Here is a 21,694-nt window from a genome sequence, read left to right as displayed (position 1 = left end):
TGATTTCAATGCCTAAAATATGGTATATTAGGTATTGCCTAATAAAATAAGTTAATGCCGAAATTTTGAGGGGTGAAAAGATGCTTGTCTGGATGTTGCGAAAAGTAATGGCAGAAAGAGGAGTTTGGACGGGAGCCGCTTTAGCAAGGCTGTTGAAAGAGAAAGCAAATTACAGTCTGTCTCCAGCCTCCATCAGTGCTTTACTAACCAGTCAACCCAAACAAATGAAAGCCGAGACACTAGATGCACTCTGTACAGCTCTGGAGTGTACACCAAATGACTTGTGGGCATATACACCGCCTAATCGAGTGAAGGGAGCATAATCATATGGCAGTGAAACAGATTTTGCCTTTTGGAGACCCGATCTTGCGCAAAGTAGCCAAGCCAGTGGATGAGCTCAATGCCAAAACGTTCAAGCTACTGGATGAGATGGCTGAAACCTTATATGCCACGGACGGCCGTGCTGGCCTTGCCGCACCGCAAGTAGGCATTCTGCGCAGAGTGGTTGTCATGGATTGCGGAGATGGATTAATTGAGCTCATTAATCCGGAAATTATAGAAAGGAGTGGCGAACAAATCGGAATGGAAGCTTGCCTATCCTTTCCGGGTTACTATGGCAATGTAAAGAGAGCCGAGCATGTAAAGGTAAAGACGTTGAACAGACAAGGCGAGGAAGTGATCCTTGAGGGAGACGGATTCCTTGCTGTTTGTATCCAGCATGAAATCGATCATTTAGACGGAATTTTATTTGTGGATCATGTTCAGGAAAAATGGCTGTATCATGAAAAAACAAGGCAAAAAATCGATTTGCTGGATGTGATTCGCTTAACAAAAAAGGCCTAACAAAAAGGCGTACCGTCTCCATTAGGGAAATATGATAGTAGAAGGCCGTTTGTTCCGGATATCTTTTACGTGAACCTAAATGGTATCATCTGAAGAGCGGCATTATTACGTGGAGGAACATACATGGAACAACTACTGATAGGTAGCTTTCTTTCTGCCATGGCTACTGGTGTGGGCGCCTTGCCTATCCTTTTTTTTAAGTCGGTATCACATCGATGGCGGGATATATTGCTGGCGTTTACGGCTGGAATTATGGTGGCTGCCTCGACATTCAGTCTGATCCCACAGGCACTTCAGAGCGCGCCATTTATTATCGTTTGTTTGGGAGTGCTTACCGGAACATTGATGCTTACAGTGTTGGAAAGCATCGTTCCGCATATCGATCTGGAGCATACGAGAATCAACATTTCAATGGATTCGCAATCGCTGCTGATCTTGTCCGCGATTACCTTGCACAATATTCCAGAGGGCTTGTCCGTTGGCGTGAGCTATTCGAGTGAACAGTCTGGCTTGGGTGGCCTGATTTCTTTTGCAATTGGTCTGCAAAATGCACCTGAAGGATTCCTGGTGGCTCTCTTCCTGATCAATCAAAGGGTCAGTCGCTTAAAGGCCTTTATATTGGCTACAATGACCGGAGCAGTCGAAATCGTCTCTGGGATCTGTGGCTATTACCTGACCTCTGTGGTTCAAGGGCTGGTGCCATACGGGCTCTCCTTTGCCGCAGGCGCGATGTTGTTTATCGTTTACAAGGAGCTCATCCCCGAAAGCCATGGAGATGGTCATGCTCGTTCCGCGACTTTTTCATTCATCCTAGGACTTTTGGTCATGATTGGACTAGTTCAGTCGTTCGGATGAGCGGTTTTTTTCGAAAAGCCTCACAAGTGAGAGCAAAAATTCCGAAACCATATATAGATAGATTTCGATAATGGAAGTAGGGAGTGTCACGATGGAAAAGTCTACCTTGATAGGTATAGTTTTAGGTATTGTTGCAGTAGTGGTCGGGATGATCTTGAAGCATGCGAGTCCGATGGCATTACTGAATCCAGCAGCATTTATGATCATCATCGTAGGTACGGTTGCTGCTATCTTTAACGCATTTCCTATGTCGGAAATCAAACGTATTCCTGCTCTTTTCAAGATAATTTTTAAAGAGGAAAAGCTCCCTGAAAAAAGAGAATTGATCGGTCAGTTTATGAACTGGGCTTCCATCGCTCGTCGCGAAGGATTGCTTGCACTGGAAAACACTTCCGATGAGATTGAAGACCCATTTCTGCGTAACGGCATGAAAATGATCATTGATGGTGGGGAACCGGATTTTGTTCGCGATGTTCTGAACGAAGAAATTCACGCCATTGAAGAGCGCCATCAGGCGGGTGCGCTCGTCTTTAGCCAAGCGGGAAGCTACGCTCCGACACTCGGGGTATTGGGTGCGGTTGTCGGTCTGATTGCGGCTCTGGGTAACTTGAGTGACATTGATGCATTGGGTGTATCCATTGCGGCGGCGTTCGTAGCGACATTGCTCGGTATTTTCACGGGTTACGTACTGTGGCATCCATTCGCAACCAAGCTCAAACGGAAATCAAAGGCAGAAATCGAAATCAAAAAAATCATGGTCGAAGGATTGCTCTCCATTCAAGCGGGTGTGTCCCCGACTGCGATTGAACAAAAGCTGCTGGTTTACATCCCGTACCAAGAGCGTGCAGAAATGAAAGAAGAAATGAAGGAAGAGAAGAGGGAGGAAGGAGCTGCGGTAAATGGCTAAGCGACCAAAGAGACATGCTCATCATGAAGAGCATATGGACGAGTCTTGGCTAATTCCATACGCGGACTTGCTCACCCTTCTGCTCGCTTTGTTTATCGTGTTGTTCGCCTCTAGCGAGATGGATGCGAAGAAGTTCGACCAAATGGTTCGGTCCTTCAACGTTGCAATGAATGGCGGTGTGGGTGTCATGAACTACCCGAGTCCGGTACCGCTAGACCCGGAACTTCAGCAGCAAACCTTGCACAAAGGCGCACAGGAAGCAGAAAAACAGAAGACAGAAGAAGAGAAGCGCCTGGAAGAAGCAGTCCGCAAAGAGACAGAGGACTTGAAAAAGCTGCAGACAAAGCTGGACGGATACATTCAGCAAAACAAGCTGCAGGACAAGCTCCAGACCAAGCTGACCGAAGAAGGACTGCTGATCACCATCTTGGACAATGCACTTTTTGACTCCGGTAAAGCTGATCTGAAACCGGAAGCGAGAAAGCTTGCGTCTGAAATGGCAGCGATGCTGGTGCCTCACCCGAAAAAAGTGACCGTAACTGGTCATACGGACAATGTGCCGATTCGCCGTGCAGAGTTCCCGTCCAACTGGGATCTCAGTGCCAAACGTTCAGTTAACTTCTTGAAGGTGCTTTTGGAAAACAAGAACCTAGACCCGACGAAGTTCAGCGCAACAGGCTTGGGAGAATACCATCCGGTAGCGCCGAATACGACGGCAGAAGGCAGAGCAAAAAACAGACGGGTAGAGGTAGCGATCCTGCGTGATCTGGCTTCTCCTCCGAAAAATACTGTGAATCCGTAATAACAAAAAGGATAGCTTCCTCGGGAGGCTATCCTTTTTTGTTTTTGTTTATATATAGTAGCTGTAGTGGAGGGGAAGAAGCCCATTTCCAGTCTACGCTTCGGCCTACGCCCCGCAAGGGGTTAGACTGTCCGCTCCGAAATAAATAGCGGGAGCGCTTCAAAAGTAGAGTTTCGAGGATGTATTCGCAGAGGTTGAAGCTGAAAACCCCCGCCATTTATTTCAGAGCTAAGTAGGGCTCCAGAGGCGCTAGGACTGGAAATGTGCTTCTTCCCAAGCGGCTATTGTTTACATCTTTGAAAGCAGCATTCATGGGGTCTATTTTTCTTTTTAAAAAGCGGGTGGAATCACAAAAGTTCGCAGAGGAAACAGGAGAAAACAGCGAAGATCTTTGGACACACCTACCGAGGCGCAGTGAAAAAAAGAGAAACTGCCTTTAGCGTCCACCTCTGAGGTACATCCTGATGAACTACTTTGGACGCGGTTTCTCTTTTTTTCACGGAGCCGGGCACCCCCAACTTCCCTGCAGGTGTTCCAAGAATCTGAGCGTTTTCTCCTGTTTCCTCCCACCACAGCAGCTAGTCAGAGGACGACTCCCCCAATGCCAGCTTCAATTGCCCCATCCGCATTTCGCCCCACTCATACATCATTTCTACTATAGGCAATAAAGTCATCCCCAACTCCGTCATGGAATACTCCACGCGCGGGGGAACCTCAGGGTATACTTCTCGGTGAACAATCCCGTCTTCGATTAGCTCTTTTAACTGATTCGTCAGCATTTTGTGTGTGATTTTTGGGAACAGCCGCTGCAGCTCGCTGAAGCGATGCGGGCCTTCTACCCCTAAATGCCACAGGATCACGACTTTCCATTTTCCGCTGAACATAGACAAGGTCAGCTCCTTGGAACAGGTGAAATCACCGTTTTTTATTTTTTCCAAGGTTTCTTTCCGCAAGTCGGACATAGTTTTTCTCCTCACAATCCTATCTTCGGTGCAACCGCTCTAGCAATATGTTGCGCCTCGTTCTCTTCCATCATAAACGGTGCGGGATGATTTTTCATTGAGTTTTCCGGTTCATCTTGACAGCGTTCATGAAAATGAAGATAATAAGCACGATAACTAAGTAAACAACTCGGAATACTAAAAATAAAAGAGGTGAGTTCTTTGGAACAGATTTTGCAAATACCTAGCGACACGATTTCGTTGACGGCTACCTTGCATGAACCTACATGCACAACAGGCAAGACCAGAGTGAAATACCCGTTGGTTGTCATTTGCCATGGCTTTATCGGCAGTCGGATTGGAGTGAACCGCTTGTTTGTAAAAGCTGCCAGAGAATTAGCTTCACAGGGTTTTGGCGTATTGCGCTTTGATTACGGAGGCTGCGGGGAAAGCGACGGCAATTATGGGGCAGGTGGTTTGGACGTCCTGCTTGAACAAACACGTGATGTTCTCGACCACGTTTTTACGCTGGAACAGGTAGATCAGGAGCGGGTGTGCCTGTTAGGGCATAGCTTGGGTGGAGCAGTCAGTATACTGACTGCGAGCCAGGATAAACGAATACACTCGCTGATTCTGTGGGCACCGGTAGCGCGTCCTTTTGACGATATCGTTCGGATCGTGGGGGAAAAGGAATACAAGGAGGCCCTTTCATACGGTATAACGGATCATTTGGGCTATGGTTTGGAGAAGCGCTTTTTCCAGTCGCTGGGTACCGCTCTTCCGCTGCGCCAAGCCAAGCAGTTTGAGGGAGATGTGTTAATCCTGCATGGCAATCGGGATGACGTCATTGCGGTAGATGCCATGTTCCACTATGAGCGAGAGCTGCATCTGCGGAAACGGGGGAACTGCGAAACAGAAGTAGTTGTAGGGGGAGATCATACCTTTTCCTCGGCAGACAGCTACAAACGCTTGATTGCGAGTACGAAGAGCTGGTTGAATCGCCTGCTTGAGAAGGAGACGGTTGCCGTATAAGAAAAAGGGATGGCCCTGGTGACGGGGCTATCCCTTTTTTGCGATATTGGCTTTGATTTCGTTCAGCAGTCCGCGGCACCCCGCATTCACCAGGTCATACACATACGTGAATCGCCCCGTATAATAAGGGTCCTCCACATTTTGTTCCTGGGCAGAATCGGCAAAGTCGAGCAGGCGGTACACCTTTTTCCCTGACGGTGCCATCTGCTTGAGTGCGGACAAATTTTCCTCATCCATGCAGACGATATAGTCGTACTCCGAGAAGTCCTGTGTAACAATTTGGCGAGCACGCAGTGTGTCATGCGCGATCCCATTCTCGGTCAATACCTTTTGCGTACCTTTGTGTGGAGGTTCACCTGCGTGCCAACCGCCAATCCCTGCTGAGTCGATGGATACATCCCCTGCCAGCCCCTCCGATTCTGCGAGATGGCGAAATACAGCTTCGGCCATGGGCGAGCGGCAAATATTGCCCAGACAAACGAACAAGACTGTTGTCATATGTACGTTCCTCTCTTCCTATGTGTGATGCTTCTGTATGTTAGAATACCATAAGGAGGCCATTTGCAATGAAAACATATCTGTACCGCATACGTTTTGTCGTGGCTGTCATTGTCGTCACCGTTTTACCGATCATCATTACCGGAATCGTATTGGTAAAATCGGCAGAGCAGGCTTTACTGGCGGAAAAGAAACAAAAGCTGATCGCCATCACGCAGCAGCTGGATTTTGCGCTGTCGAAAGATTTTGACATGATCGTCGTGGAAGCTGGATTAGAAAAGGCGGAAAAAGAGTACAAGCTCCAAGTGTTAAACGAGAAAATGCAACCGCTTACAGATCAGATCGCGTTAGCCCACCCGGGAATTGGGGTAGGTTATTATTCCGCAGCCCTCGATTCCATCGTGACGTATGGACCCAGCAATGAAATGAGCTTGTACATAGGACAATCGATTGCCGAAAACCATCCGGGTCGCAGTGTTATGCTGACGCGGCAGATTGACGTAGTAATCGGCGAACAAGTACGCGGCAACATCATGAACGCCATGGTTCCACTCATTCGCAATGATCAAGTGATCGGCTATGCTTGGGCAAACGAGCTCATGTCTACGATTGATATACAGCTCGCGGATATGCGACAAAGCATTTATGCGATTTTGGGCATTGGCTGTATGATCGCAGCAGCGGCAAGCGGTTTGCTCGTTCATCGATTTGAAGTGATTTTGTCAGAAATCAAGTCAGGGCTGAAGCGGCTTAGCCAAGACCTTTCCTTTCGCTTGAGAAGAATGGACGGTGAGCCAGGAGAAATTACAGGTGCGATCAACAGTCTGGCGAGTGATTTGCAGGCTAGCCGCAGCCGTACGGAGACCATCATGAATAGCATGGACAGTGGGGTCCTCGCGTTGGATCAAAGCGGGCACCTGATTGCTTGGAATGAGACAGCGATCTATATGATTGGCTTCACGGTCAGTCGAGCAAAGGGGATGCATTACACGGAAGTTTTCACAGAGAGCGAGGCTTTCCTTCATATCCTGTTGGATACACTGCAAAACGGTCGATCCATCCGAGATGCTATGTGGCGCCATCAGCATCCGGACAGAGGCGTGCTCTGGCTGAAGGTCAGCTCTTCCATTTGGAAAAAGACGACGGATGAAGTACTGGGGGCTATCGTCGTGCTGGAGGATCGCACGCAATGGCGGAGGATGGAGTCAAGGCTGGCTCAGGCTGAGCGGCTGGCGGTCATAGGTGAGTGGGCGACCAGTATTGCTCATGAGGTACGCAATCCGTTGACAGCCATCAAAGCCTTCGCCCAGATCATCGAGGAGGAATGGCCAAAAGATCATGACTCTCGGGAATACACAGGGATTATTGTGGAGGAAGTCGAGCGTCTGAACCGTTTTACGGACGAGCTCTTGTTATTTTCTCGTCCCAATGAAGAGTCGAACGTACCTGTGCGCGTGCAAGAGGTAATCCAGCACACGCTCAAGCTGATGGAACCTGTCGAGGGCTATAGCGGGGTGATTGTACAGCTCGTATGTGACGAGGAGATTCCTGTCATGATGTCTTCACCGGAGTTGTTAAAGCAGGTGTTTTTGAATATATTGCACAATGCGGTGCAAGCAAAACCAATGGAAGGTCGTATCCGGATTCAAATCCAAAACATAAACAATGCTGCGCATGTCCAGGTAACAAATGAAGGTCCGCCTATTGCGGAAGAAAACCTGCTGGCTGTATTCGAACCGTTTTTCACGACGAAGCAAACAGGTACGGGACTGGGATTGGCAATTTCCCAACGGATTGTACAAGCGTATGGCGGACATATTTTCGCTCAAAATACCCCCGAAGGAGTCTGTTTTACTGTCGTACTGCCGATTCGGGCTAAAGGAGGATTGTGATGACGAGCAGAGTGCTGATCGTAGACGACGAGGCTAATGTGAGAAAGGCATTGTCGACTACGCTGCGCAAAATGGGATACGAGCTCCTGGAGGCTGGCAGTGGGGCGGAGGCCTTGGAGCAGGTCGAGCGCTTTTGCCCGCAAGTCATGCTTTTGGATCTGCGTATGCCTCATATAGATGGTATGGATACGTTGCGCCGCTTGAACGAGAGAAAGGGAAGGCTCCCGAGAGTCGTGATGATGACTGCCTACGGTTCTGCCAGTGACGTTATGGAGGCAATGAAGCTGGGAGCATTTGATTATGTGCAAAAGCCATTCGACTTGGGGCAGGTCAAACAAGTCGTTGCTCATGCACTTACACAAGGAGAGCTGTTTGAGCAAGGCGAAGTCGAACAATTCCTAGAGGAAGAGCAAGCGAATCCAAACGGAACCAGCTTGATTGGCCTAAGTCCGGTTATGCAAAACGTGTACAAGCTGGTGGGAAAAGTAGCGATGTCCAAAGCCACTGTTTTGATTGAAGGGGAGAGCGGGACAGGCAAAGAGCTTATTGCAAGAGCGATCCATGCCAATAGCCCGCGGGCAGACAAGCCGCTCATTCCTGTCAATTGCGGCGCGATTCCGGAAAATTTGCTGGAGAGCGAGTTGTTTGGATATGAACGAGGTGCATTTACAGGTGCCGTTCATCGCAAGCAAGGACTGTTGGAGCTTGCGAATGGAGGTACGTTGTTCCTTGACGAAGTAGGAGAGCTGAGCCTTTCTTTGCAGGTAAAACTGTTGCGGGTTTTGCAGGATCGCGTATTTATTCGGGTAGGGGGAATCGAGGCTGTATCGGTTGACGTTCGCGTGATTGCTGCTACGAACCGTGATTTGCAGGAAAGAATTCGCCAGGAGCTTTTCCGCGAAGATCTATACTACCGGCTCAATGTCGTTCCGATTCGCATGCCGCCGCTTCGAGAGCGAAAAGAGGACATTCCACTGCTTATCCGTCACTTTCTAGCCAAATATGGAAAAGAGGCAGGGAAGCATGACCTCTGCTTGTCCGCTGCTGCCACTGAAGCACTGATCGCCTATCACTGGCCAGGCAATGTGCGTCAGCTTGAGAATACGATCGAACGGGCTGTTGTTTTGACCAGAGGAACAGTGATCGGTCAAGAGCATGTCTTATCCCCCATTCAGGAAAACACGGTGAGCGAACCGACCATAGGCCTTGGCAAAATCAGCTATGAAGGACGAACCATGCGGGAAATCATTGCCCAGGTTGAGCAGGAAGCCATTGCCCATGCCTTGCGCAAAGAACGCGGCAACAAGCTACAGACAGCGAAAAGGCTGGGCATATCACGGCGGGCACTGCTCTACAAGCTGCAAATGTACGGATTGGATTCGGCGATAGATGAAAGAGACTAATCGCCCGATGTGCGCAAACAAGTGTCATACTGTGCAAAAAGTAGTCAGCATAACAGAGCAATTATTTTGAAAGCGCATTCATTTTCCTTGAAAAACAGATTGGCATCCCTCTTGCTATATCGTAAAGCACAAGTACTCGAATGCTTTTGGAAAAGGGGATGAAAATGTGTTTCAAGCCGTAACGAATGCTTCTGTCCGCATGGTGCAACGCTACTTGCCAGACGCCTTTTTATTTGCAGTCATTTTGACCTTCCTCGTGTTTGTTGCTGGGATCATCGTCAATGGCAAAACGCCGATGGAAATGGTCAACTACTGGGGAGGCGGTTTTTGGAGCTTGCTCAGCTTTACGATGCAAATGGTCTTGATCTTGATTACGGGTCATACGCTAGCCAGTACGAATATTTGTAAGCGTGGCTTGAATGCTTTGGGATCACTGGCAAAGACGCCAGGTCAAGCGATTGTACTCGTCACAGTCGTTTCCTGTGTGGCGAACTGGATCAATTGGGGATTTGGGCTTGTGATCAGTGCGCTATTGGCGCGCGTTCTTGCCAATCAAGTGGAAAAGGTAGACTACCGATTGCTCGTCGCCAGTGCGTATGGTGGATTTGTCGTCTGGCACGGAGGGCTTGCTGGCTCTGTTCCTTTGACGATCGCTACGGAAAAGCACAGCCTGGAAAACATTATCGGGGTCATTCCTACCTCGGAAACCATGTTTTCACCGATGAATCTGACGATTGTGGCCGCGATCATGTTTGTCCTCCCGATTGTGAACAGATTCATGATGCCTGCCGAAAAAGATACGATTGTATTCAAGGGCGAAGGGATAGCGCAACAAGAAATGGCTGCTGCTACTGATTCTGCAGTCGACAATACTCCTGCTTCCAAAATGGAAAACAGCCGTTTGATCTCGGTTCTTGTCTCAACACTCGGAATTATTTATTTGATTTACTATTTTGCTGATAAAGGCTTTAAGCTGAATTTGGATGTCGTCATCATGGGCTTCTTGTTTCTGGGCATACTCCTTCATGGAACACCTCGCAAGTTTTTGGATGCCATGAATGAAGCAGTGAAAACCACGACAGGGATCGTCGTGCAGTTCCCGTTTTATGCAGGAATCATCGGGATGATGACGGCTTCTGGACTGGCGGCGAGTATCTCTCAATGGTTTATCAGCATCTCGACGCCTACTACCTTCCCTCTATTCACGTTTTGGAGTGCAGGCTTACTGAACATATTCATTCCTTCTGGTGGAGGGCAATGGGCAGTGCAGGGACCAATCATGCTGCCAGTAGCGACTGAGCTGGGCGTTTCCCATGCAAAAGTAGCGATGGCCATTGCTTGGGGGGATGCGTGGACGAACTTGATTCAGCCATTCTGGGCATTACCTGTGCTGGCTCTTGCTGGATTGGGTGCGAGGGATATTATGGGCTACTGCTTGATGATGCTGATCGTGACAGGTGCCATTATCAGCTTGGGCTTCTTGCTTTTTTAGTGATGCGCGCACGTTCATTGCCAAACGCAGCGCTTTTTGATATGATGGGGGCAGTTACCCCAAGAAAAGAACTGCATATGTACTGAGTTTTCTAGGGTTCCGCGGTCAGTCATCTGACCGGTCAGGTCCGAGAGAAAACCCACGACCACGGTCGTGTACACGGAGGGATAAAAGCCCGGGAGGAATATCTGTGATGGTATTCACCCGAGGCTTTTTTTGCATTCGGAAAAAGCCTGAGCCATCTTGGATGAGTATGTATTTTGGGGAACGATAAAAACGGATTCGTCTGTTTGCCTAAGCGTAAAAGAAAGAGGAGGGAGCCAGAACATGGGGAAACATTGGTTGATGGTTGTCGTAGCAGCAATATTTGAAGTCATGTGGGTAGCGGGCTTGAAGCACGCCGACAGCTTTTGGTCGTGGGCAATTACCGTCTTAGCGATTATTATCAGCTTTGGTGTTTTGATCTATTCAGGGAAAAAGTTGCCGACGAGTACGGTTTATGCGGTCTTCGTCGGTTTGGGTACGGCCGGTACCGTTATTAGCGAAATGGTCCTGTTTGGAGAACCGTTCAGCTGGACGAAAGTAGGCTTGATCGCGCTTCTTCTGGGGGGAATCCTTGGGTTGAAGCTGGTCACACCGGATCATGAAGAGAAGCCGAAGAGGGAGGGTGAAGTGGCATGACATGGTTATCCTTAATTTTTGCAGGGTTGTTTGAGGTCGTAGGCGTGATGGGGATTACACAGGTCAACCAGAAGCCTTCGTTCCGCTCCTTTGCGGTACTGATCGGTGGCTTTTCCCTCAGCTTCTTCCTCTTGTCATTTGCCATGAGAGATATCCCTATGGGAACGGCCTATGCGGTTTGGACAGGGATTGGTACGGTAGGTAGCGCTCTAGTCGGGATGCTGTTTTATGGAGAAGCAAAAGACAAGCTGCGGATCTTGTGCATCGCCGTGGTGATTATAGCAGTAGCAGGATTGAAATTAGTAGCATAAAGGAGCGGTAATAAGGAAAGGCAGATATTCCACTTCGGATGTCTGCCTTTTCGTTGTGTATATGTTCCATTTCTCATAAGGAACACTCCTTACGAATAGGGAATAGTAAAGAAAATCGTCTCGTTCAAGGAGGGAATGGCAACACCATGGGCTCTTTCTGGGCAACGCTAAAAAAGGGAAATACGTCCTCGGCGACAGCGGCCTTGGGGAACACTGGGCTTGCTATCGCAAAAGGCTTTGCGGCTGTCTACAGCGGGAGTGGAGCCATGTTTGCGTCGGCGATGCATTCGGTAGCTGATGCGGTCAACCAGTTCTTCGTTTTCTTTGGCAGCGTACTCGCAGAGAAAAAACCGACACCGAGATTCCCCACAGGCTTTGGTCGTGTCATTAACATTTTCTGTATGGTCGCGGTGATCGTCGTAACCATCATGGCCTACGAAACCATTGTAAAAGGCTTCCATCTTATTTCCGAGCCAGCAGAATCCAGTCATTTCTGGTTGAATTTCATCATTTTGTCTCTGGCGGTCATCGTGGATGGATATGTGCTGGTAAAAGTGATGTTCGAAATCGTTCATGAAGCTCGGGTGGAAGCGAAAGGCTTTGCTGTCATCCCTGCAGCCTTTCGGAATGTAGGACGTGCGGCTCCACCGACACGACTTGTCTTTTACGAAGACATCGTGGCAACGCTCGGTGCCTTATTGGCGCTGATTGCAGTCATTGTTACTGCGTTTACCTCTTTTGCTTTGCTGGACGGGATTGCCACCATTCTGATCGGGATTCTCATGGTGGGTGTGGCATTCAAGGTAGGGTACGACAACATGGTCGGTTTGATTGGTATTGCAGCTCCCAAAGAAATCGAGGATCGGGTTGCCAAAGTCATTTTTGCTGACCCGGATGTGACGGACATCAACCGGATGCGGATTGTACAGGAAGGGCGTTTTTACCATGTGGATTGCTACGTAGAGTTACGGACGGGTTTAAGCCTTGCTGTGGCGGACGATATTAAATACCGCATTCGCGACAGCTTGCTCACTGACCCGGATATTAGCGATGTGACGATGGGGATTTTGGAGGACAACGGCATGGATGACTGGAAGCAACTCACGGGACAGGGAACCACATAGACGAAAGAGAGCGGCGAAATAGAAAAGCCCCGCACCAGCCAAGTAAGCAGGTGTGGGGCATTGGTTTGTGCCAAGGTGTGATGATTAGGAGACGGTCAACAGTTCTTGTTGCTCCGATTCATCTTTTTCAAAACGCGTAATCAGGACGCGTGTGACACGGTGATGATCCATCTGCTTGACGGTGAACAGGTGGTTTTCCCATTCTACTGTCGCGCCAACAGCAATGTCTTCTTCCAGCTGGCTGTACAACCAACCGCCGATTGTGTCTACATCTTCGGATTCGAGCTCGAACGGAAGATGGTCATTCAGGTCAGCCAACACGAGCATACCGGATACGGAGAGGCCATTGTCCAGCTTCTCAATCTCTGGTCTTTCCTCGTCAAACTCGTCTTGGATATCCCCAACGATTTCTTCCAGAATATCCTCCATCGTAACGAGACCGGCTGTTCCGCCGTATTCGTCGATGACAATCGCGAGCTGCGAACGGTTTTTCTGCATCAGGCGCAATACTGTGCTGATTTCCATGGTCTCCGGTACGGTCAGGACAGGGCGGACCAACGAATCTAGCTCAACGCTTCCGTCTTGCAGGGCAGAAAGGTAGAAGTCTGTCGCATGGACAAAACCGATGATGTTGTCCTTGTCCTCAGCTGCAACCGGAAAACGCGTATGGCGCTGCGAGCGGATAATCTCCAGGTTTTCTTCAAAGGTATTCGTCGTATATAAGCAAACCATATCAATGCGCGGGATCATCGTTTCCCGAGCAACGGTTTCGGAGAAGTCAAAAACTTGTTCCACAAGAGCCAATTCGGTTTGGTCAATATGGCCACTTTGGTGACTTTGGTTGACCAGAAGACGAATTTCTTCTTCTGTATGCGCCGCTTCATGTTCTGAGATGGCTTCGAGTCCCAGACGTCTCAAAAGGGCGTTGGCGGTTCCGTTCAAGAACCAGATTGCAGGGTAAAGCAATTTATAGAAAAACATCAATGGCGCGGCAACCCACAACGAGGTTATTTCTGCTTTTTGAATGGCCAATGATTTCGGAGCCAACTCACCCAAGACAATGTGGAGGAACGTAATAATCGCAAAGGCTACACCAAAAGAAATCGCGGAGATCGCATAATCAGGCAATCCGGAAGATCCAAGCAAAGGCTCCACAATCATATGGGCAATGGCCGGTTCCCCGACCCAACCCAGTCCCAGCGAGGCGAGAGTAATCCCGACCTGGCAGGCAGATAGGTAGGCGTCTAGCTTATGCGTTACTTTTTGGGCATAGACTGCACGTCTGTTACCTTCATTCACCATCTGTGTCAGGCGCGTTTGCCGCACCTTCACGAGTGAGAACTCTGCGGCTACGAAAAAGCCGTTGAGAAAAACAAGAAATATAACAAGCAGTAGGTTGAGCACTATCGGGACGGTGTCCAAGTAAAAAGTCATCCTCTCTGGAATTTTATGAAAGTACTATTTTCTATTTTACTCTGATCGGGTGGAACGCACAAAAGCGATATACCACCGTAGGGGGCGTTTTACGCCCTTTGGGTCGGGAAGAGCGACCCTCAGATAACCGTAGCGCACGTTTTTGCGCCCGGAGAAGGCCGCAGATAGGCATCCGTTTCTGTCAAGCAACGCAAAGTGCAAGCGGTTACCTGTGCAGAATTTGTTGGGCGTAGACAAAAAAACCTGACAGAACGGCAGCTAGACCGAGATAGGCAGCTAACACTTTCCACTTCGTAGAGGCAGGTGCATCGTAGTACGTAGTGAGCTGGTGCATTTGATCATCCAGTTCGGCTAATCTTTCTTGCGCCGCACGTTCCCCATCACGAAGCGTATCCGAAGGGATTGGTCGATTCGGATCCGAGTCGTAATACAAAACGGGTTCTCGTTCCCACAGTTTGAACAGTTCCCATTTTCTGTTCACATACACTTTATCGAGTCGTTTAAAGTCTCGCTGAAGGCGTTTTTTGTCCTGCAAAAATGGAACATAAAATTTCTTCAAATCTTCCTGATTGATCGCATTTACTTCGGCATTCATTTGCATGCGAATATCCCATGTCGATTCCAATGCGGGCCATTTGGCTATGCTTTGCTGGAAGTCTGCAATCCTTTCGCGCTCGTATTTCAGGAGCTTTTGTTGATAGCTGCCACGTAGGCGGTTGTACCACGTAATCAAGCCGATGATGAAAATGAACACAGTAATCGGTCCAGGGTTGGCGAACAGCATAACACCCAGCCCGACTAACCCGATCAACCAAATTTTCGTCGACAATACCGAAACGATGCGGCCGCCATCGAGCGGGGAGATGGGCAGCAGGTTAAATAAATTGAGCATGGCGCCCAAGTAGATAACCAACCCCCAGAAGGGGTCCTGTGTATACCAATACAGCGGGAGTGCAGGCAAGAAAGCAATCATCCCTGCCAAGGGTCCCCCATAGGCTAAGTACGCCTCTGTTTTTGCATCACGCGGCATGTCTTTCATGGCAATGAAGGCCCCGGCAAAAGGTATAAAGACAGCGGGTGAGGTCGCGATTCCTTTTCGCTTGGCAGCAATCACATGGCCCATTTCGTGGACGAAGATCAGATAGACGAGAGCCACGGCGAATTTCCATCCGTAAAAAGCGGCATACGCCCACAAGGTAATTCCCATGGATATAATGGTGGTCCCGAATTTCGAAAACTTCAGTATGCTAAGTATCCATTTTAAATTGGCAAGTAAGAAAGCACCGATCGCCAAAAGGACTGAACGGCTTTTTTTCATTGTTTTTCCTCCCAGAAGATATAGGCAGATATTCCTTCTTACGAATCAAGCCGAGAGAAGTTTCTGTTCTAGTTGCCATCCAGACGAGGGTTGGTGAAGTGAAAGCCGTACTCGCCATAGAGCGGATTGTAGCTCAGATGTCCCCCGTCGAAATACCAGAAATCAGTTGGACGAATGACAAATCGCAACCCCTCTACTTCAAACACAGCATCATCGGTGAGGGCCTCATCTTTTTCAATCGCATAAAACATGCCACCGGTCCCGGGGCCGCTTGTTCGTACATACAATCGAAGCGTATCTCCCGGTACAAAGCCGGCATAACGTTGATAGGCAAGGGAAAACGCTGGCTCTATCGCAAGTGTGATACTCATGTACTAGCTCCTTTCTGCTACTTGTCTCCCATTGTAACACAAGTCAGAGTAGTGTCCTGAAGCTCGAAGTGCAAGCGCAACCAAAAACACCCGTCCGGTCAGAAGTGCTTCTGCCGAACGGGCTGCATGAAAAAGCTGGCATTAGTCCTTGCCTTTGCTCGAATCGAGGGTAGGGTGCATAAAACGCGCTTTATCTGGTTCTTCTTGATCCTCGAGGAGCTCACGATTTTCTATCGAGTTCCAGCCAATGTCGTTAGTCGGATGAACCCACTGGTCCCCTGCCATGACGAAGGGATCGGTTTCCGTACTCCAGTTGTGTAAGGGAGATTCCTTGGACTCGTACAAGCTGTCACCGATGACGACTCCGAACTCATTGACGAATGGCTTTTGAATCGTACGGGACGAGTTTTTGAAGTCAGGAGCACTGATTTGATGCGGTAGCGTCCCATCGAGGGAAATATCCTTCGTCTTGTCGTTCTTTTGCTTATCGTTATCCATCATCTGGACCTCCTTTTATCCCATAGCATGCATCAGTCATTGACCCCTTATTCGGTTTCGGAGGGGAGCCCGCGCCCAGCCCAAATGAGACACAGCCGCATATGCTAAAAAAAGGGGGAAGATCTGATGGTAACGAGTGTGATCATTCCCGTCAGAGAAAGTATGAGAGTAATTCCGTCTTACCCTTTTTATGGTCTATCCATGAAAGTTTTACTTACAGCTTCTGCCTCGGATGTATGGTTTATATTTCCTTTTCCGGCATAATTAATTTCATTTAAGTGTACTTTCTTTTTACGTTGTCTATCAGCCACATATCCAAGAACAAGCACTGGTACAATAAAAGCCAATATTATTCCCAAAAACATGCAATGACCTCCTTATTAACTGTTTCGCTTGTTCTATCAATTCTTAGCGTACAAAATCATGTTGGCGGTTGCCCAGGCAGCCTCTCAAGGGAGAGTGGGCTGCATTTTTTATTGTGGTCCGCTAATATCATTACGTACTTCGTTTAGATAGTTCTCTGTGTACACCATTTGGGAGTTGCTCAAGTTCTTGGGAGTCTTTCTCATTTTTCTCTAATATGTTTATCCTTATTTTTCCAATAACCTCGTCCAATTAGGGAGAACGCCAACATAAGGTAAAAAGCAACTTATTTTAATAAATTATTACATTTTTCTCGTTTGATGGAAAAAATCAGGCTTCTCCTCTTCACTTGGGGTATAATCGAGATACGGCGTGTATATCTTGGCTGAACCCCATAAAGTCAGTCTAAATTACAGAGGTCGGAAATCAGAGCAAAGAATAAAACCCCGCTAATGCCAGGTTTTATTCGACCTTCTTAATTCTAAACGTTGATAGTTACTGTTGATGCAAAGTCCTCTGAATCTCGAACATCATTTGGATAGATATGGGTTGCTCTACTACGATCGGTAAGACCTCTGCCGGTAATATCGAGATCATAACCATAGTAAAATGCGTGCCAGATGAACTTAGAACAATAACTAAGCTCGATATTATCCAAATCCATATTGAAGTAGTATTTCTCTACGTCATTAATATGGTTGATTGCCCATTTAGCAGCTTTAGAAGCTCCTTTCCTGGGACGGAGAACTTTGATCTTATCGCCGTCACTAAATCGAGATACATAGGAATCGATATCTTCAACGATCCCGGGTCCTTTTGGATGAACGTGAATTATATCGTAGTCCGGCCCTACAATTGCCACGTGTCCAACAAAAAAAGTCGAAAGGCTTTTTTTCGAGTACAATACGTCTCCTGGCTTCATATCCGTGTTAGTACCAGGATATTGTGGTTTATCAGATGCCATATAAAATTCCTCCTATAAAGTTGATTAACGATAGTAGGGCGCCCATTATCGCTTTCACTCTTTACGGAAAAAAAGCATCATTTTACAACCACTTTTTTGGGGGGATAACGAAAATGAACAAAAAAATAATGATTATAGTTTTCCTAGGCTTAATCCTTATCTCTGTTCCCGTTATATATGTTCAAGGAACTTTGTTAAGCTTAGAGAATCAGGTACGCCAACATCTCATTACCGAGAAAAATATTGATGAGAAAACAATAGTTAGTGTAGATGGCGTTTTTGGGAAGCTTCCGCTCTTTAGTGTAGAAGTTATTTTTGCTGATGAACCCGATGTAAAATACTTTTATACTGAAAAAAAAGGAAAAATAATAACTTTACATTCAACGCTTAAACCCAAAGAATACGAATACAAACATAAATGAGTCCCTGGACGCTGGTACTACCCCATCCCCTGTCACCTCAGCTTTATTGGGTCCCGATAATAGGTTTTATGTAAAACTTCGGTTACTGCTTTTATAAACAAGAGCCTCAACTTTTTAGTTGGGGCTCTTGTTTATAATCAGGTCGTGATCGGGTTCTTTTTTAGTGGACTGCCCAATCATCTGAACGTCTCCATGGGGTTAATTTTCATTACCAACCCGTTTCTGGCCAACCATATTGTATAACAGTTTTTTTCGCTGAGTAGTACAAAGGAGGCTTAGACTATGAAGAAGTTAGTTGGCTTGGGATTTATGACCATTGCAATTTTGTCTAGTGCAATAGTAGGTTTCGCCAGTGAAGAGAATTCCTTTTACAAATTTGGGCAAAGCATCTCGGCCTATGATAAAGAAGTGCAAAAGTCACCGGTTTAGCAAATGATGAAGTCATTAACGCGAAAGAGGTTCATGCTTTACAGATGTTTTATGAGCACATCGAGGGCTAGGGAATTTGCTAAAAAGCAACGAGAGGAAATAGACAAAAGCTCAAATGCCGAAGAAATCCAAAAGGCAATTGATGGTCTGATTCAAGGTCTGGGAATCTCTGAAGAGGAATATTGGACTGACTATGTCGTTGAAGGATACATGAAGCAAAATACGATCAGCAAGCTCCGTAGTGAGGTTTTAGAAGGCATTGAGGATCAGACTAATAGAAACGAAGCTTGGGAAGAATTTGTAAAAACATTAACAAAGACATCTTCAATCGATCTAAAATCGATTGAATAAATGAAAGTGGAAACCCGTCTAGTTTTCCTTATTTGTTTCACGGGTTTCATCCGAGCGTACTTTTCCAGACATTACATCATCGTAAGGGGTATAGTTAGGCGGATTTAGAAGTCTTTTCTCCTTGATTGATCGGAAAACAATTCGGGCAATCAGGGCAACAAAAGTAAATATAATCAGAACTACAATGACTTGTGTCATGGTACAATCCACCACCTATGAGTTTTTAGTCTTCACGACACGCGCAAAGTTTCTCTCAGTCGATTGCATAAGCAATCGGCTTTTTGTAAACAGGGGTAGCACCAGCAGAGCGCGAAAAAACCACGTTAACGATTGTGTTGCATTGTGAAATACCATCTTGAGGCTAAATTGTATTGCTGGTACCCGTATCTATACTTGTTGGCCCGGTGAGGCTAGCGTACCTCACCGTTTTTTATTGTGGTCCGCTAATATCGTTACGTACTTCGTTTAGATAGTTCTCTGTGTACACCATTTGGGAGCTACTCAAGTTCTTGGGAGTCTTTCTCTTTTTTCTTTTGTTGATCTGGTCATAAATTACACCAAATACGATCAAGCCACCAACAATGGTTAATAAAAACGCCCACATTGGCATAAAAATCCCTCCCCCCACGCGATGCTCGCTTTATATATTAGACTCATTTTTCTCGAATATGTTTCTCCTTACCCTCGTCCAATTAGGGAGACCGCCAACATAATGCAGATTTTTTACGCGCCCGTCCGGCCCGCAAAAAATTTTCAGGCCTCTTTTTGGCTAGTTATTGCAATGCTGCTTGTCGCCAAAAGGCTGGAGAATGCAAAAAACCCTCCATTTTGGAGGGCCTACGTCTTAACTTCTTGCCAGTTAGATTCTAATTTTTTCTATTTCCGTTTGTATTTATTTACTCCTTGTTGAGATATACCCAAATGCTGTGTGACTATTTCTTCTGGAACTTCATTAATCACTACTTGCTCAATAATGAATCTTGCTTTAGATCGAAGGGGATCTAACATTTCTTCTACATACAATTTAGAATTTACGGAAGACTATACCGAAAGGTACGTACGGTGTTATAGAAAGTCGGCTATCCATTAGTTGGATAGCCGACTTTCCGATTCTCTGAACTTTATTTTGAAAAATTCACTTCAACATCCATTGGATCAACCAAATGTCCAAGTGTCTTCTTATAGAATCTATAAAGTTCTACTGGAGTCCCTTTATCAATTCGTTTATAAATCTCGTGATTAGGGAAACCATCGTGTCTTCCATTAAAACTTACACGTCCAGTTTTTCTATCAACAGAAATGTTGTACTCCCAGTCAATCGCAGGGGAAAGTTCCGGCAAAGCAGAATTTCCAGCCGAACCTTTGATATATAGGGACGCAGTCGTTGGGGTTAAAACTGTATTCTTATATGTGATATCCTTGTCGCTTGTCAACGGATATTCTTTAATATATTCATTTCCGGTTGCCCTATTTTCAATTTTCGTTCTAGTTGGTCCCACCGCTTTGTATACGTCAATTGTGGAAGTATTCCAATTAATCACAATGTGTTGAGCCATTTTAAATAGCTTATTATTATTTTCCGTCCAGTAGGTAAAATCACGGTTGTTTCCTTCACCATAATAATTGTTATAAGGATCAGCACTAACTAATAACCATTCTTCAGGGATAAACGCTGCTACACGCAATTCTACAATGTTTGCCATTTATATCCATCTCCTATAGGAATTATAAGATGAATGATTAGGGCGCATAACATAAAGGTCGCCCAACCTTAATGCTATGTTGATATCAATCACCTTCACCAATATAGGTAATCAGGATTGGTTTTCTACAACCGAACGTTAAACTTTTTGATAAAGGTCCTTCAATTAAAGGAATCTCGGTCATTTATGCCACGACATCGAAAATCTCAGAATAGGTCAAATCAATTTGATAATATGTGGAATTTATTGAAAAATAATAATAATATTGAAACTAATTCACTTGGGGGAGGGAGCGACCATTTGTATTAAAGTGCGCTTTACGTTAGTAGGTCTTATTTACGGTTTGGTGACTATGTTTTTTTTGAGTTTTATTATTTCTTTTCTCGGAGATTTCGCAGCTGGCGGCATGTCAGTTGGGGGAGCATCGTTTGGGGGATGGTTATGGTTTTTTGCGACATCCCTATTTCCTGTCTCTGTTATTTCTGGTATTTCAGGTTACTTCCAGGCATTCAGGAACATTCGCCTATGGGTATATTGGGTTTTATGTGCTTTTCTAGGTTTTATAATCCCCCTTTTCATGGGGTCAGTTGGTGCTACGCTGATGCTTATTTTAGAGTATGGCTTTGAGCGTGTAATGACCCCGTCAACAGAGATTACAGCGAATGATATCATGCATGACTATTTTAAATTAGCACCCCTATATGCCCTGATAGTACTACCAGTTACGACACCCTTTTTGGCTCTTTGGCTTAAAGGAATGCAAGCTTTTCTAACCTATGTTGAAAATAAGTGGAAAAAGTGACGCAAAAGTTTCTTAGCGTAGGAAAAAGTGGCTTGTTTGATTGGTAAAATCTCTTAGCGTGGGTTTTATGTCATTTGGTTGGCGGTCGCCCAAACAAGAGCCGCAACTTTTTAGTTGGGGCTCTTGTTATAAATTAGAATCGTGAACGGGTTCTTTTTTGATGGAGTGACCAATCATCTGAACGGCTCTAATGGGGTAAATTTCGATTTTTCAATGACTAGCCAACACTACACCTAGAATAAAAACGCATAAAAGGGC

Annotated in this window: 27 protein-coding genes and 1 riboswitch; of the genes, 16 read left to right on the top strand and 11 right to left on the bottom strand. The window is 46.5% G+C overall.

Going from position 1 to position 21,694, the window contains the following annotated elements:
* Positions 1-80 precede the first annotated feature (80 nt).
* The 5 genes from EL268_RS25770 to motB all read left to right on the top strand — a co-directional run bounded on the left by EL268_RS25770 (position 81) and on the right by motB (position 3,407).
* A complete protein-coding gene (locus tag EL268_RS25770) occupies positions 81-323 on the top strand; it encodes a helix-turn-helix domain-containing protein (RefSeq protein ID WP_007722000.1) in 243 nt (80 codons plus the stop codon).
* Positions 324-327: 4 nt separating this feature from the next.
* Complete coding sequence (gene def / locus EL268_RS25765) at positions 328-843, top strand: peptide deformylase (RefSeq protein ID WP_106654123.1); 516 nt, start codon at positions 328-330, stop codon at positions 841-843.
* Between the two features lie 123 nt (positions 844-966).
* Positions 967-1,698, top strand: coding sequence for a ZIP family metal transporter (locus EL268_RS25760; RefSeq protein ID WP_048031286.1), 732 nt, complete (start codon positions 967-969; stop codon positions 1,696-1,698).
* A gap of 91 nt (positions 1,699-1,789) precedes the next feature.
* Positions 1,790-2,605, top strand: coding sequence for a flagellar motor stator protein MotA (gene motA / locus EL268_RS25755; protein ID WP_106654124.1), 816 nt, complete (start codon positions 1,790-1,792; stop codon positions 2,603-2,605).
* Positions 2,598-3,407 (top strand): flagellar motor protein MotB, encoded by an 810-nt coding sequence (motB, locus tag EL268_RS25750; RefSeq protein WP_106654125.1) that lies wholly within the window; start codon positions 2,598-2,600, stop codon positions 3,405-3,407. The genes motA and motB overlap by 8 nt, the downstream gene beginning before the upstream one ends.
* 578 nt (positions 3,408-3,985) lie before the next feature.
* Here motB and EL268_RS25740 read toward each other — a convergent pair.
* Positions 3,986-4,369, bottom strand: a complete 384-nt coding sequence (locus tag EL268_RS25740; RefSeq protein ID WP_106654126.1) for a winged helix-turn-helix transcriptional regulator — start codon at positions 4,367-4,369, stop codon at positions 3,986-3,988.
* Positions 4,370-4,561: 192 nt separating this feature from the next.
* Between EL268_RS25740 and EL268_RS25735 the strand changes: the two genes are divergently transcribed.
* Entirely contained in the window at positions 4,562-5,380 is an 819-nt protein-coding gene (locus EL268_RS25735; protein WP_106654127.1) for an alpha/beta hydrolase family protein, read from the top strand.
* Between the two features lie 27 nt (positions 5,381-5,407).
* Here the strand turns inward: EL268_RS25735 and EL268_RS25730 are convergent, their stop codons facing one another.
* Positions 5,408-5,878: a low molecular weight protein-tyrosine-phosphatase gene (locus EL268_RS25730; RefSeq protein WP_106654128.1), complete on the bottom strand. Its 471-nt coding sequence runs from the start codon at positions 5,876-5,878 to the stop codon at positions 5,408-5,410.
* A gap of 68 nt (positions 5,879-5,946) precedes the next feature.
* On the opposite strand from EL268_RS25730, the gene atoS reads away from it, so the two are divergent.
* The 6 genes from atoS (at position 5,947) to EL268_RS25700 (ending at position 12,781) form a co-directional block, all read left to right on the top strand.
* Entirely contained in the window at positions 5,947-7,770 is a 1,824-nt protein-coding gene (gene atoS, locus EL268_RS25725; RefSeq protein WP_106654129.1) for a two-component system sensor histidine kinase AtoS, read from the top strand.
* Positions 7,770-9,173, top strand: coding sequence for a sigma-54-dependent transcriptional regulator (locus EL268_RS25720; RefSeq protein ID WP_106654130.1), 1,404 nt, complete (start codon positions 7,770-7,772; stop codon positions 9,171-9,173). Before atoS ends, EL268_RS25720 begins: the two co-directional genes overlap by 1 nt.
* Before the next feature lie 166 nt (positions 9,174-9,339).
* The gene (locus EL268_RS25715) at positions 9,340-10,665 is read left to right on the top strand and encodes a short-chain fatty acid transporter (protein WP_106654131.1); all 1,326 of its coding nucleotides are present in this window, start codon (positions 9,340-9,342) and stop codon (positions 10,663-10,665) included.
* Positions 10,666-10,745: 80 nt separating this feature from the next.
* Positions 10,746-10,849: riboswitch (guanidine-I (ykkC/yxkD leader) on the top strand.
* 143 nt (positions 10,850-10,992) lie between these two features.
* Positions 10,993-11,346, top strand: coding sequence for a DMT family transporter (locus EL268_RS25710; RefSeq protein ID WP_106654132.1), 354 nt, complete (start codon positions 10,993-10,995; stop codon positions 11,344-11,346).
* A complete protein-coding gene (locus EL268_RS25705) occupies positions 11,343-11,657 on the top strand; it encodes a DMT family transporter (protein WP_047073477.1) in 315 nt (104 codons plus the stop codon). The genes EL268_RS25710 and EL268_RS25705 overlap by 4 nt, the downstream gene beginning before the upstream one ends.
* 146 nt (positions 11,658-11,803) lie before the next feature.
* On the top strand, positions 11,804-12,781 hold the full coding sequence (locus EL268_RS25700; protein WP_106654133.1) for a cation diffusion facilitator family transporter: 978 nt from the start codon (positions 11,804-11,806) through the stop codon (positions 12,779-12,781).
* An 84-nt stretch (positions 12,782-12,865) separates the two neighbouring features.
* Here EL268_RS25700 and EL268_RS25695 read toward each other — a convergent pair whose 3' ends face one another.
* The 6 genes from EL268_RS25695 to EL268_RS25675 all read right to left on the bottom strand — a co-directional run bounded on the left by EL268_RS25695 (position 12,866) and on the right by EL268_RS25675 (position 17,729).
* On the bottom strand, positions 12,866-14,203 hold the full coding sequence (locus EL268_RS25695; RefSeq protein ID WP_106654134.1) for a hemolysin family protein: 1,338 nt from the start codon (positions 14,201-14,203) through the stop codon (positions 12,866-12,868).
* A 217-nt stretch (positions 14,204-14,420) separates the two neighbouring features.
* Positions 14,421-15,533: a site-2 protease family protein gene (locus tag EL268_RS25690; RefSeq protein ID WP_106654135.1), complete on the bottom strand. Its 1,113-nt coding sequence runs from the start codon at positions 15,531-15,533 to the stop codon at positions 14,421-14,423.
* A 68-nt stretch (positions 15,534-15,601) separates the two neighbouring features.
* Positions 15,602-15,904, bottom strand: a complete 303-nt coding sequence (locus EL268_RS25685; RefSeq protein WP_007724750.1) for an iron-sulfur cluster biosynthesis family protein — start codon at positions 15,902-15,904, stop codon at positions 15,602-15,604.
* A 141-nt stretch (positions 15,905-16,045) separates the two neighbouring features.
* Positions 16,046-16,402 carry a DUF3905 domain-containing protein gene (locus tag EL268_RS25680; RefSeq protein WP_106654136.1) on the bottom strand — a complete coding sequence of 119 codons (357 nt, stop codon included), beginning with the start codon at positions 16,400-16,402 and terminating at the stop codon, positions 16,046-16,048.
* Positions 16,403-16,590: 188 nt separating this feature from the next.
* Positions 16,591-16,767: a hypothetical protein gene (locus tag EL268_RS33000; protein WP_164724526.1), complete on the bottom strand. Its 177-nt coding sequence runs from the start codon at positions 16,765-16,767 to the stop codon at positions 16,591-16,593.
* 479 nt (positions 16,768-17,246) lie between these two features.
* The gene (locus EL268_RS25675; RefSeq protein ID WP_106654137.1) at positions 17,247-17,729 is read right to left on the bottom strand and encodes a C40 family peptidase; all 483 of its coding nucleotides are present in this window, start codon (positions 17,727-17,729) and stop codon (positions 17,247-17,249) included.
* 113 nt (positions 17,730-17,842) lie between these two features.
* On the opposite strand from EL268_RS25675, the gene EL268_RS25670 reads away from it, so the two are divergent.
* The 3 genes from EL268_RS25670 to EL268_RS25665 all read left to right on the top strand — a co-directional run bounded on the left by EL268_RS25670 (position 17,843) and on the right by EL268_RS25665 (position 18,931).
* Positions 17,843-18,151 carry a DUF3139 domain-containing protein gene (locus tag EL268_RS25670; protein ID WP_106654138.1) on the top strand — a complete coding sequence of 103 codons (309 nt, stop codon included), beginning with the start codon at positions 17,843-17,845 and terminating at the stop codon, positions 18,149-18,151.
* Positions 18,152-18,433: 282 nt separating this feature from the next.
* Positions 18,434-18,580: a hypothetical protein gene (locus EL268_RS32995; RefSeq protein WP_164724525.1), complete on the top strand. Its 147-nt coding sequence runs from the start codon at positions 18,434-18,436 to the stop codon at positions 18,578-18,580.
* Between the two features lie 33 nt (positions 18,581-18,613).
* On the top strand, positions 18,614-18,931 hold the full coding sequence (locus EL268_RS25665) for a hypothetical protein (RefSeq protein ID WP_126435475.1): 318 nt from the start codon (positions 18,614-18,616) through the stop codon (positions 18,929-18,931).
* A gap of 18 nt (positions 18,932-18,949) precedes the next feature.
* Here EL268_RS25665 and EL268_RS25660 read toward each other — a convergent pair whose 3' ends face one another.
* The 3 genes from EL268_RS25660 to EL268_RS25645 all read right to left on the bottom strand — a co-directional run bounded on the left by EL268_RS25660 (position 18,950) and on the right by EL268_RS25645 (position 20,634).
* Entirely contained in the window at positions 18,950-19,129 is a 180-nt protein-coding gene (locus EL268_RS25660) for a hypothetical protein (RefSeq protein ID WP_106654140.1), read from the bottom strand.
* Positions 19,130-19,361: 232 nt separating this feature from the next.
* Positions 19,362-19,541 carry a hypothetical protein gene (locus EL268_RS25655; protein ID WP_106654141.1) on the bottom strand — a complete coding sequence of 60 codons (180 nt, stop codon included), beginning with the start codon at positions 19,539-19,541 and terminating at the stop codon, positions 19,362-19,364.
* 511 nt (positions 19,542-20,052) lie between these two features.
* Positions 20,053-20,634, bottom strand: a complete 582-nt coding sequence (locus EL268_RS25645; protein ID WP_106654142.1) for a DUF3238 domain-containing protein — start codon at positions 20,632-20,634, stop codon at positions 20,053-20,055.
* Positions 20,635-20,986: 352 nt separating this feature from the next.
* On the opposite strand from EL268_RS25645, the gene EL268_RS25640 reads away from it, so the two are divergent.
* A complete protein-coding gene (locus EL268_RS25640) occupies positions 20,987-21,436 on the top strand; it encodes a hypothetical protein (RefSeq protein WP_232030070.1) in 450 nt (149 codons plus the stop codon).
* Positions 21,437-21,694 lie beyond the last annotated feature (258 nt).

The sequence above is a fragment of the Brevibacillus brevis genome (assembly GCF_900637055.1).
Taxonomy (GTDB): domain Bacteria; phylum Bacillota; class Bacilli; order Brevibacillales; family Brevibacillaceae; genus Brevibacillus; species Brevibacillus brevis.
This window is presented reverse-complemented; position numbering and strand designations above follow the sequence as displayed.

Coding starts and splice junctions, on each gene's coding strand:
- EL268_RS25770 (WP_007722000.1), top strand. CDS start 81: ATGCTTGTCTGGATGTTGCGAAAAGTAATGGCAGAAAGAGGAGTTTGG.
- def (WP_106654123.1), top strand. CDS start 328: ATGGCAGTGAAACAGATTTTGCCTTTTGGAGACCCGATCTTGCGCAAA.
- EL268_RS25760 (WP_048031286.1), top strand. CDS start 967: ATGGAACAACTACTGATAGGTAGCTTTCTTTCTGCCATGGCTACTGGT.
- motA (WP_106654124.1), top strand. CDS start 1,790: ATGGAAAAGTCTACCTTGATAGGTATAGTTTTAGGTATTGTTGCAGTA.
- motB (WP_106654125.1), top strand. CDS start 2,598: ATGGCTAAGCGACCAAAGAGACATGCTCATCATGAAGAGCATATGGAC.
- EL268_RS25740 (WP_106654126.1), bottom strand. CDS start 4,369: ATGTCCGACTTGCGGAAAGAAACCTTGGAAAAAATAAAAAACGGTGAT.
- EL268_RS25730 (WP_106654128.1), bottom strand. CDS start 5,878: ATGACAACAGTCTTGTTCGTTTGTCTGGGCAATATTTGCCGCTCGCCC.
- atoS (WP_106654129.1), top strand. CDS start 5,947: ATGAAAACATATCTGTACCGCATACGTTTTGTCGTGGCTGTCATTGTC.
- EL268_RS25720 (WP_106654130.1), top strand. CDS start 7,770: ATGACGAGCAGAGTGCTGATCGTAGACGACGAGGCTAATGTGAGAAAG.
- EL268_RS25710 (WP_106654132.1), top strand. CDS start 10,993: ATGGGGAAACATTGGTTGATGGTTGTCGTAGCAGCAATATTTGAAGTC.
- EL268_RS25705 (WP_047073477.1), top strand. CDS start 11,343: ATGACATGGTTATCCTTAATTTTTGCAGGGTTGTTTGAGGTCGTAGGC.
- EL268_RS25700 (WP_106654133.1), top strand. CDS start 11,804: ATGGGCTCTTTCTGGGCAACGCTAAAAAAGGGAAATACGTCCTCGGCG.
- EL268_RS25690 (WP_106654135.1), bottom strand. CDS start 15,533: ATGAAAAAAAGCCGTTCAGTCCTTTTGGCGATCGGTGCTTTCTTACTT.
- EL268_RS25685 (WP_007724750.1), bottom strand. CDS start 15,904: ATGAGTATCACACTTGCGATAGAGCCAGCGTTTTCCCTTGCCTATCAA.
- EL268_RS25680 (WP_106654136.1), bottom strand. CDS start 16,402: ATGGATAACGATAAGCAAAAGAACGACAAGACGAAGGATATTTCCCTC.
- EL268_RS33000 (WP_164724526.1), bottom strand. CDS start 16,767: ATGTTTTTGGGAATAATATTGGCTTTTATTGTACCAGTGCTTGTTCTT.
- EL268_RS25675 (WP_106654137.1), bottom strand. CDS start 17,729: ATGGCATCTGATAAACCACAATATCCTGGTACTAACACGGATATGAAG.
- EL268_RS25670 (WP_106654138.1), top strand. CDS start 17,843: ATGAACAAAAAAATAATGATTATAGTTTTCCTAGGCTTAATCCTTATC.
- EL268_RS32995 (WP_164724525.1), top strand. CDS start 18,434: ATGAAGAAGTTAGTTGGCTTGGGATTTATGACCATTGCAATTTTGTCT.
- EL268_RS25665 (WP_126435475.1), top strand. CDS start 18,614: ATGCTTTACAGATGTTTTATGAGCACATCGAGGGCTAGGGAATTTGCT.
- EL268_RS25660 (WP_106654140.1), bottom strand. CDS start 19,129: ATGACACAAGTCATTGTAGTTCTGATTATATTTACTTTTGTTGCCCTG.
- EL268_RS25655 (WP_106654141.1), bottom strand. CDS start 19,541: ATGCCAATGTGGGCGTTTTTATTAACCATTGTTGGTGGCTTGATCGTA.
- EL268_RS25645 (WP_106654142.1), bottom strand. CDS start 20,634: ATGGCAAACATTGTAGAATTGCGTGTAGCAGCGTTTATCCCTGAAGAA.
- EL268_RS25640 (WP_232030070.1), top strand. CDS start 20,987: ATGTTTTTTTTGAGTTTTATTATTTCTTTTCTCGGAGATTTCGCAGCT.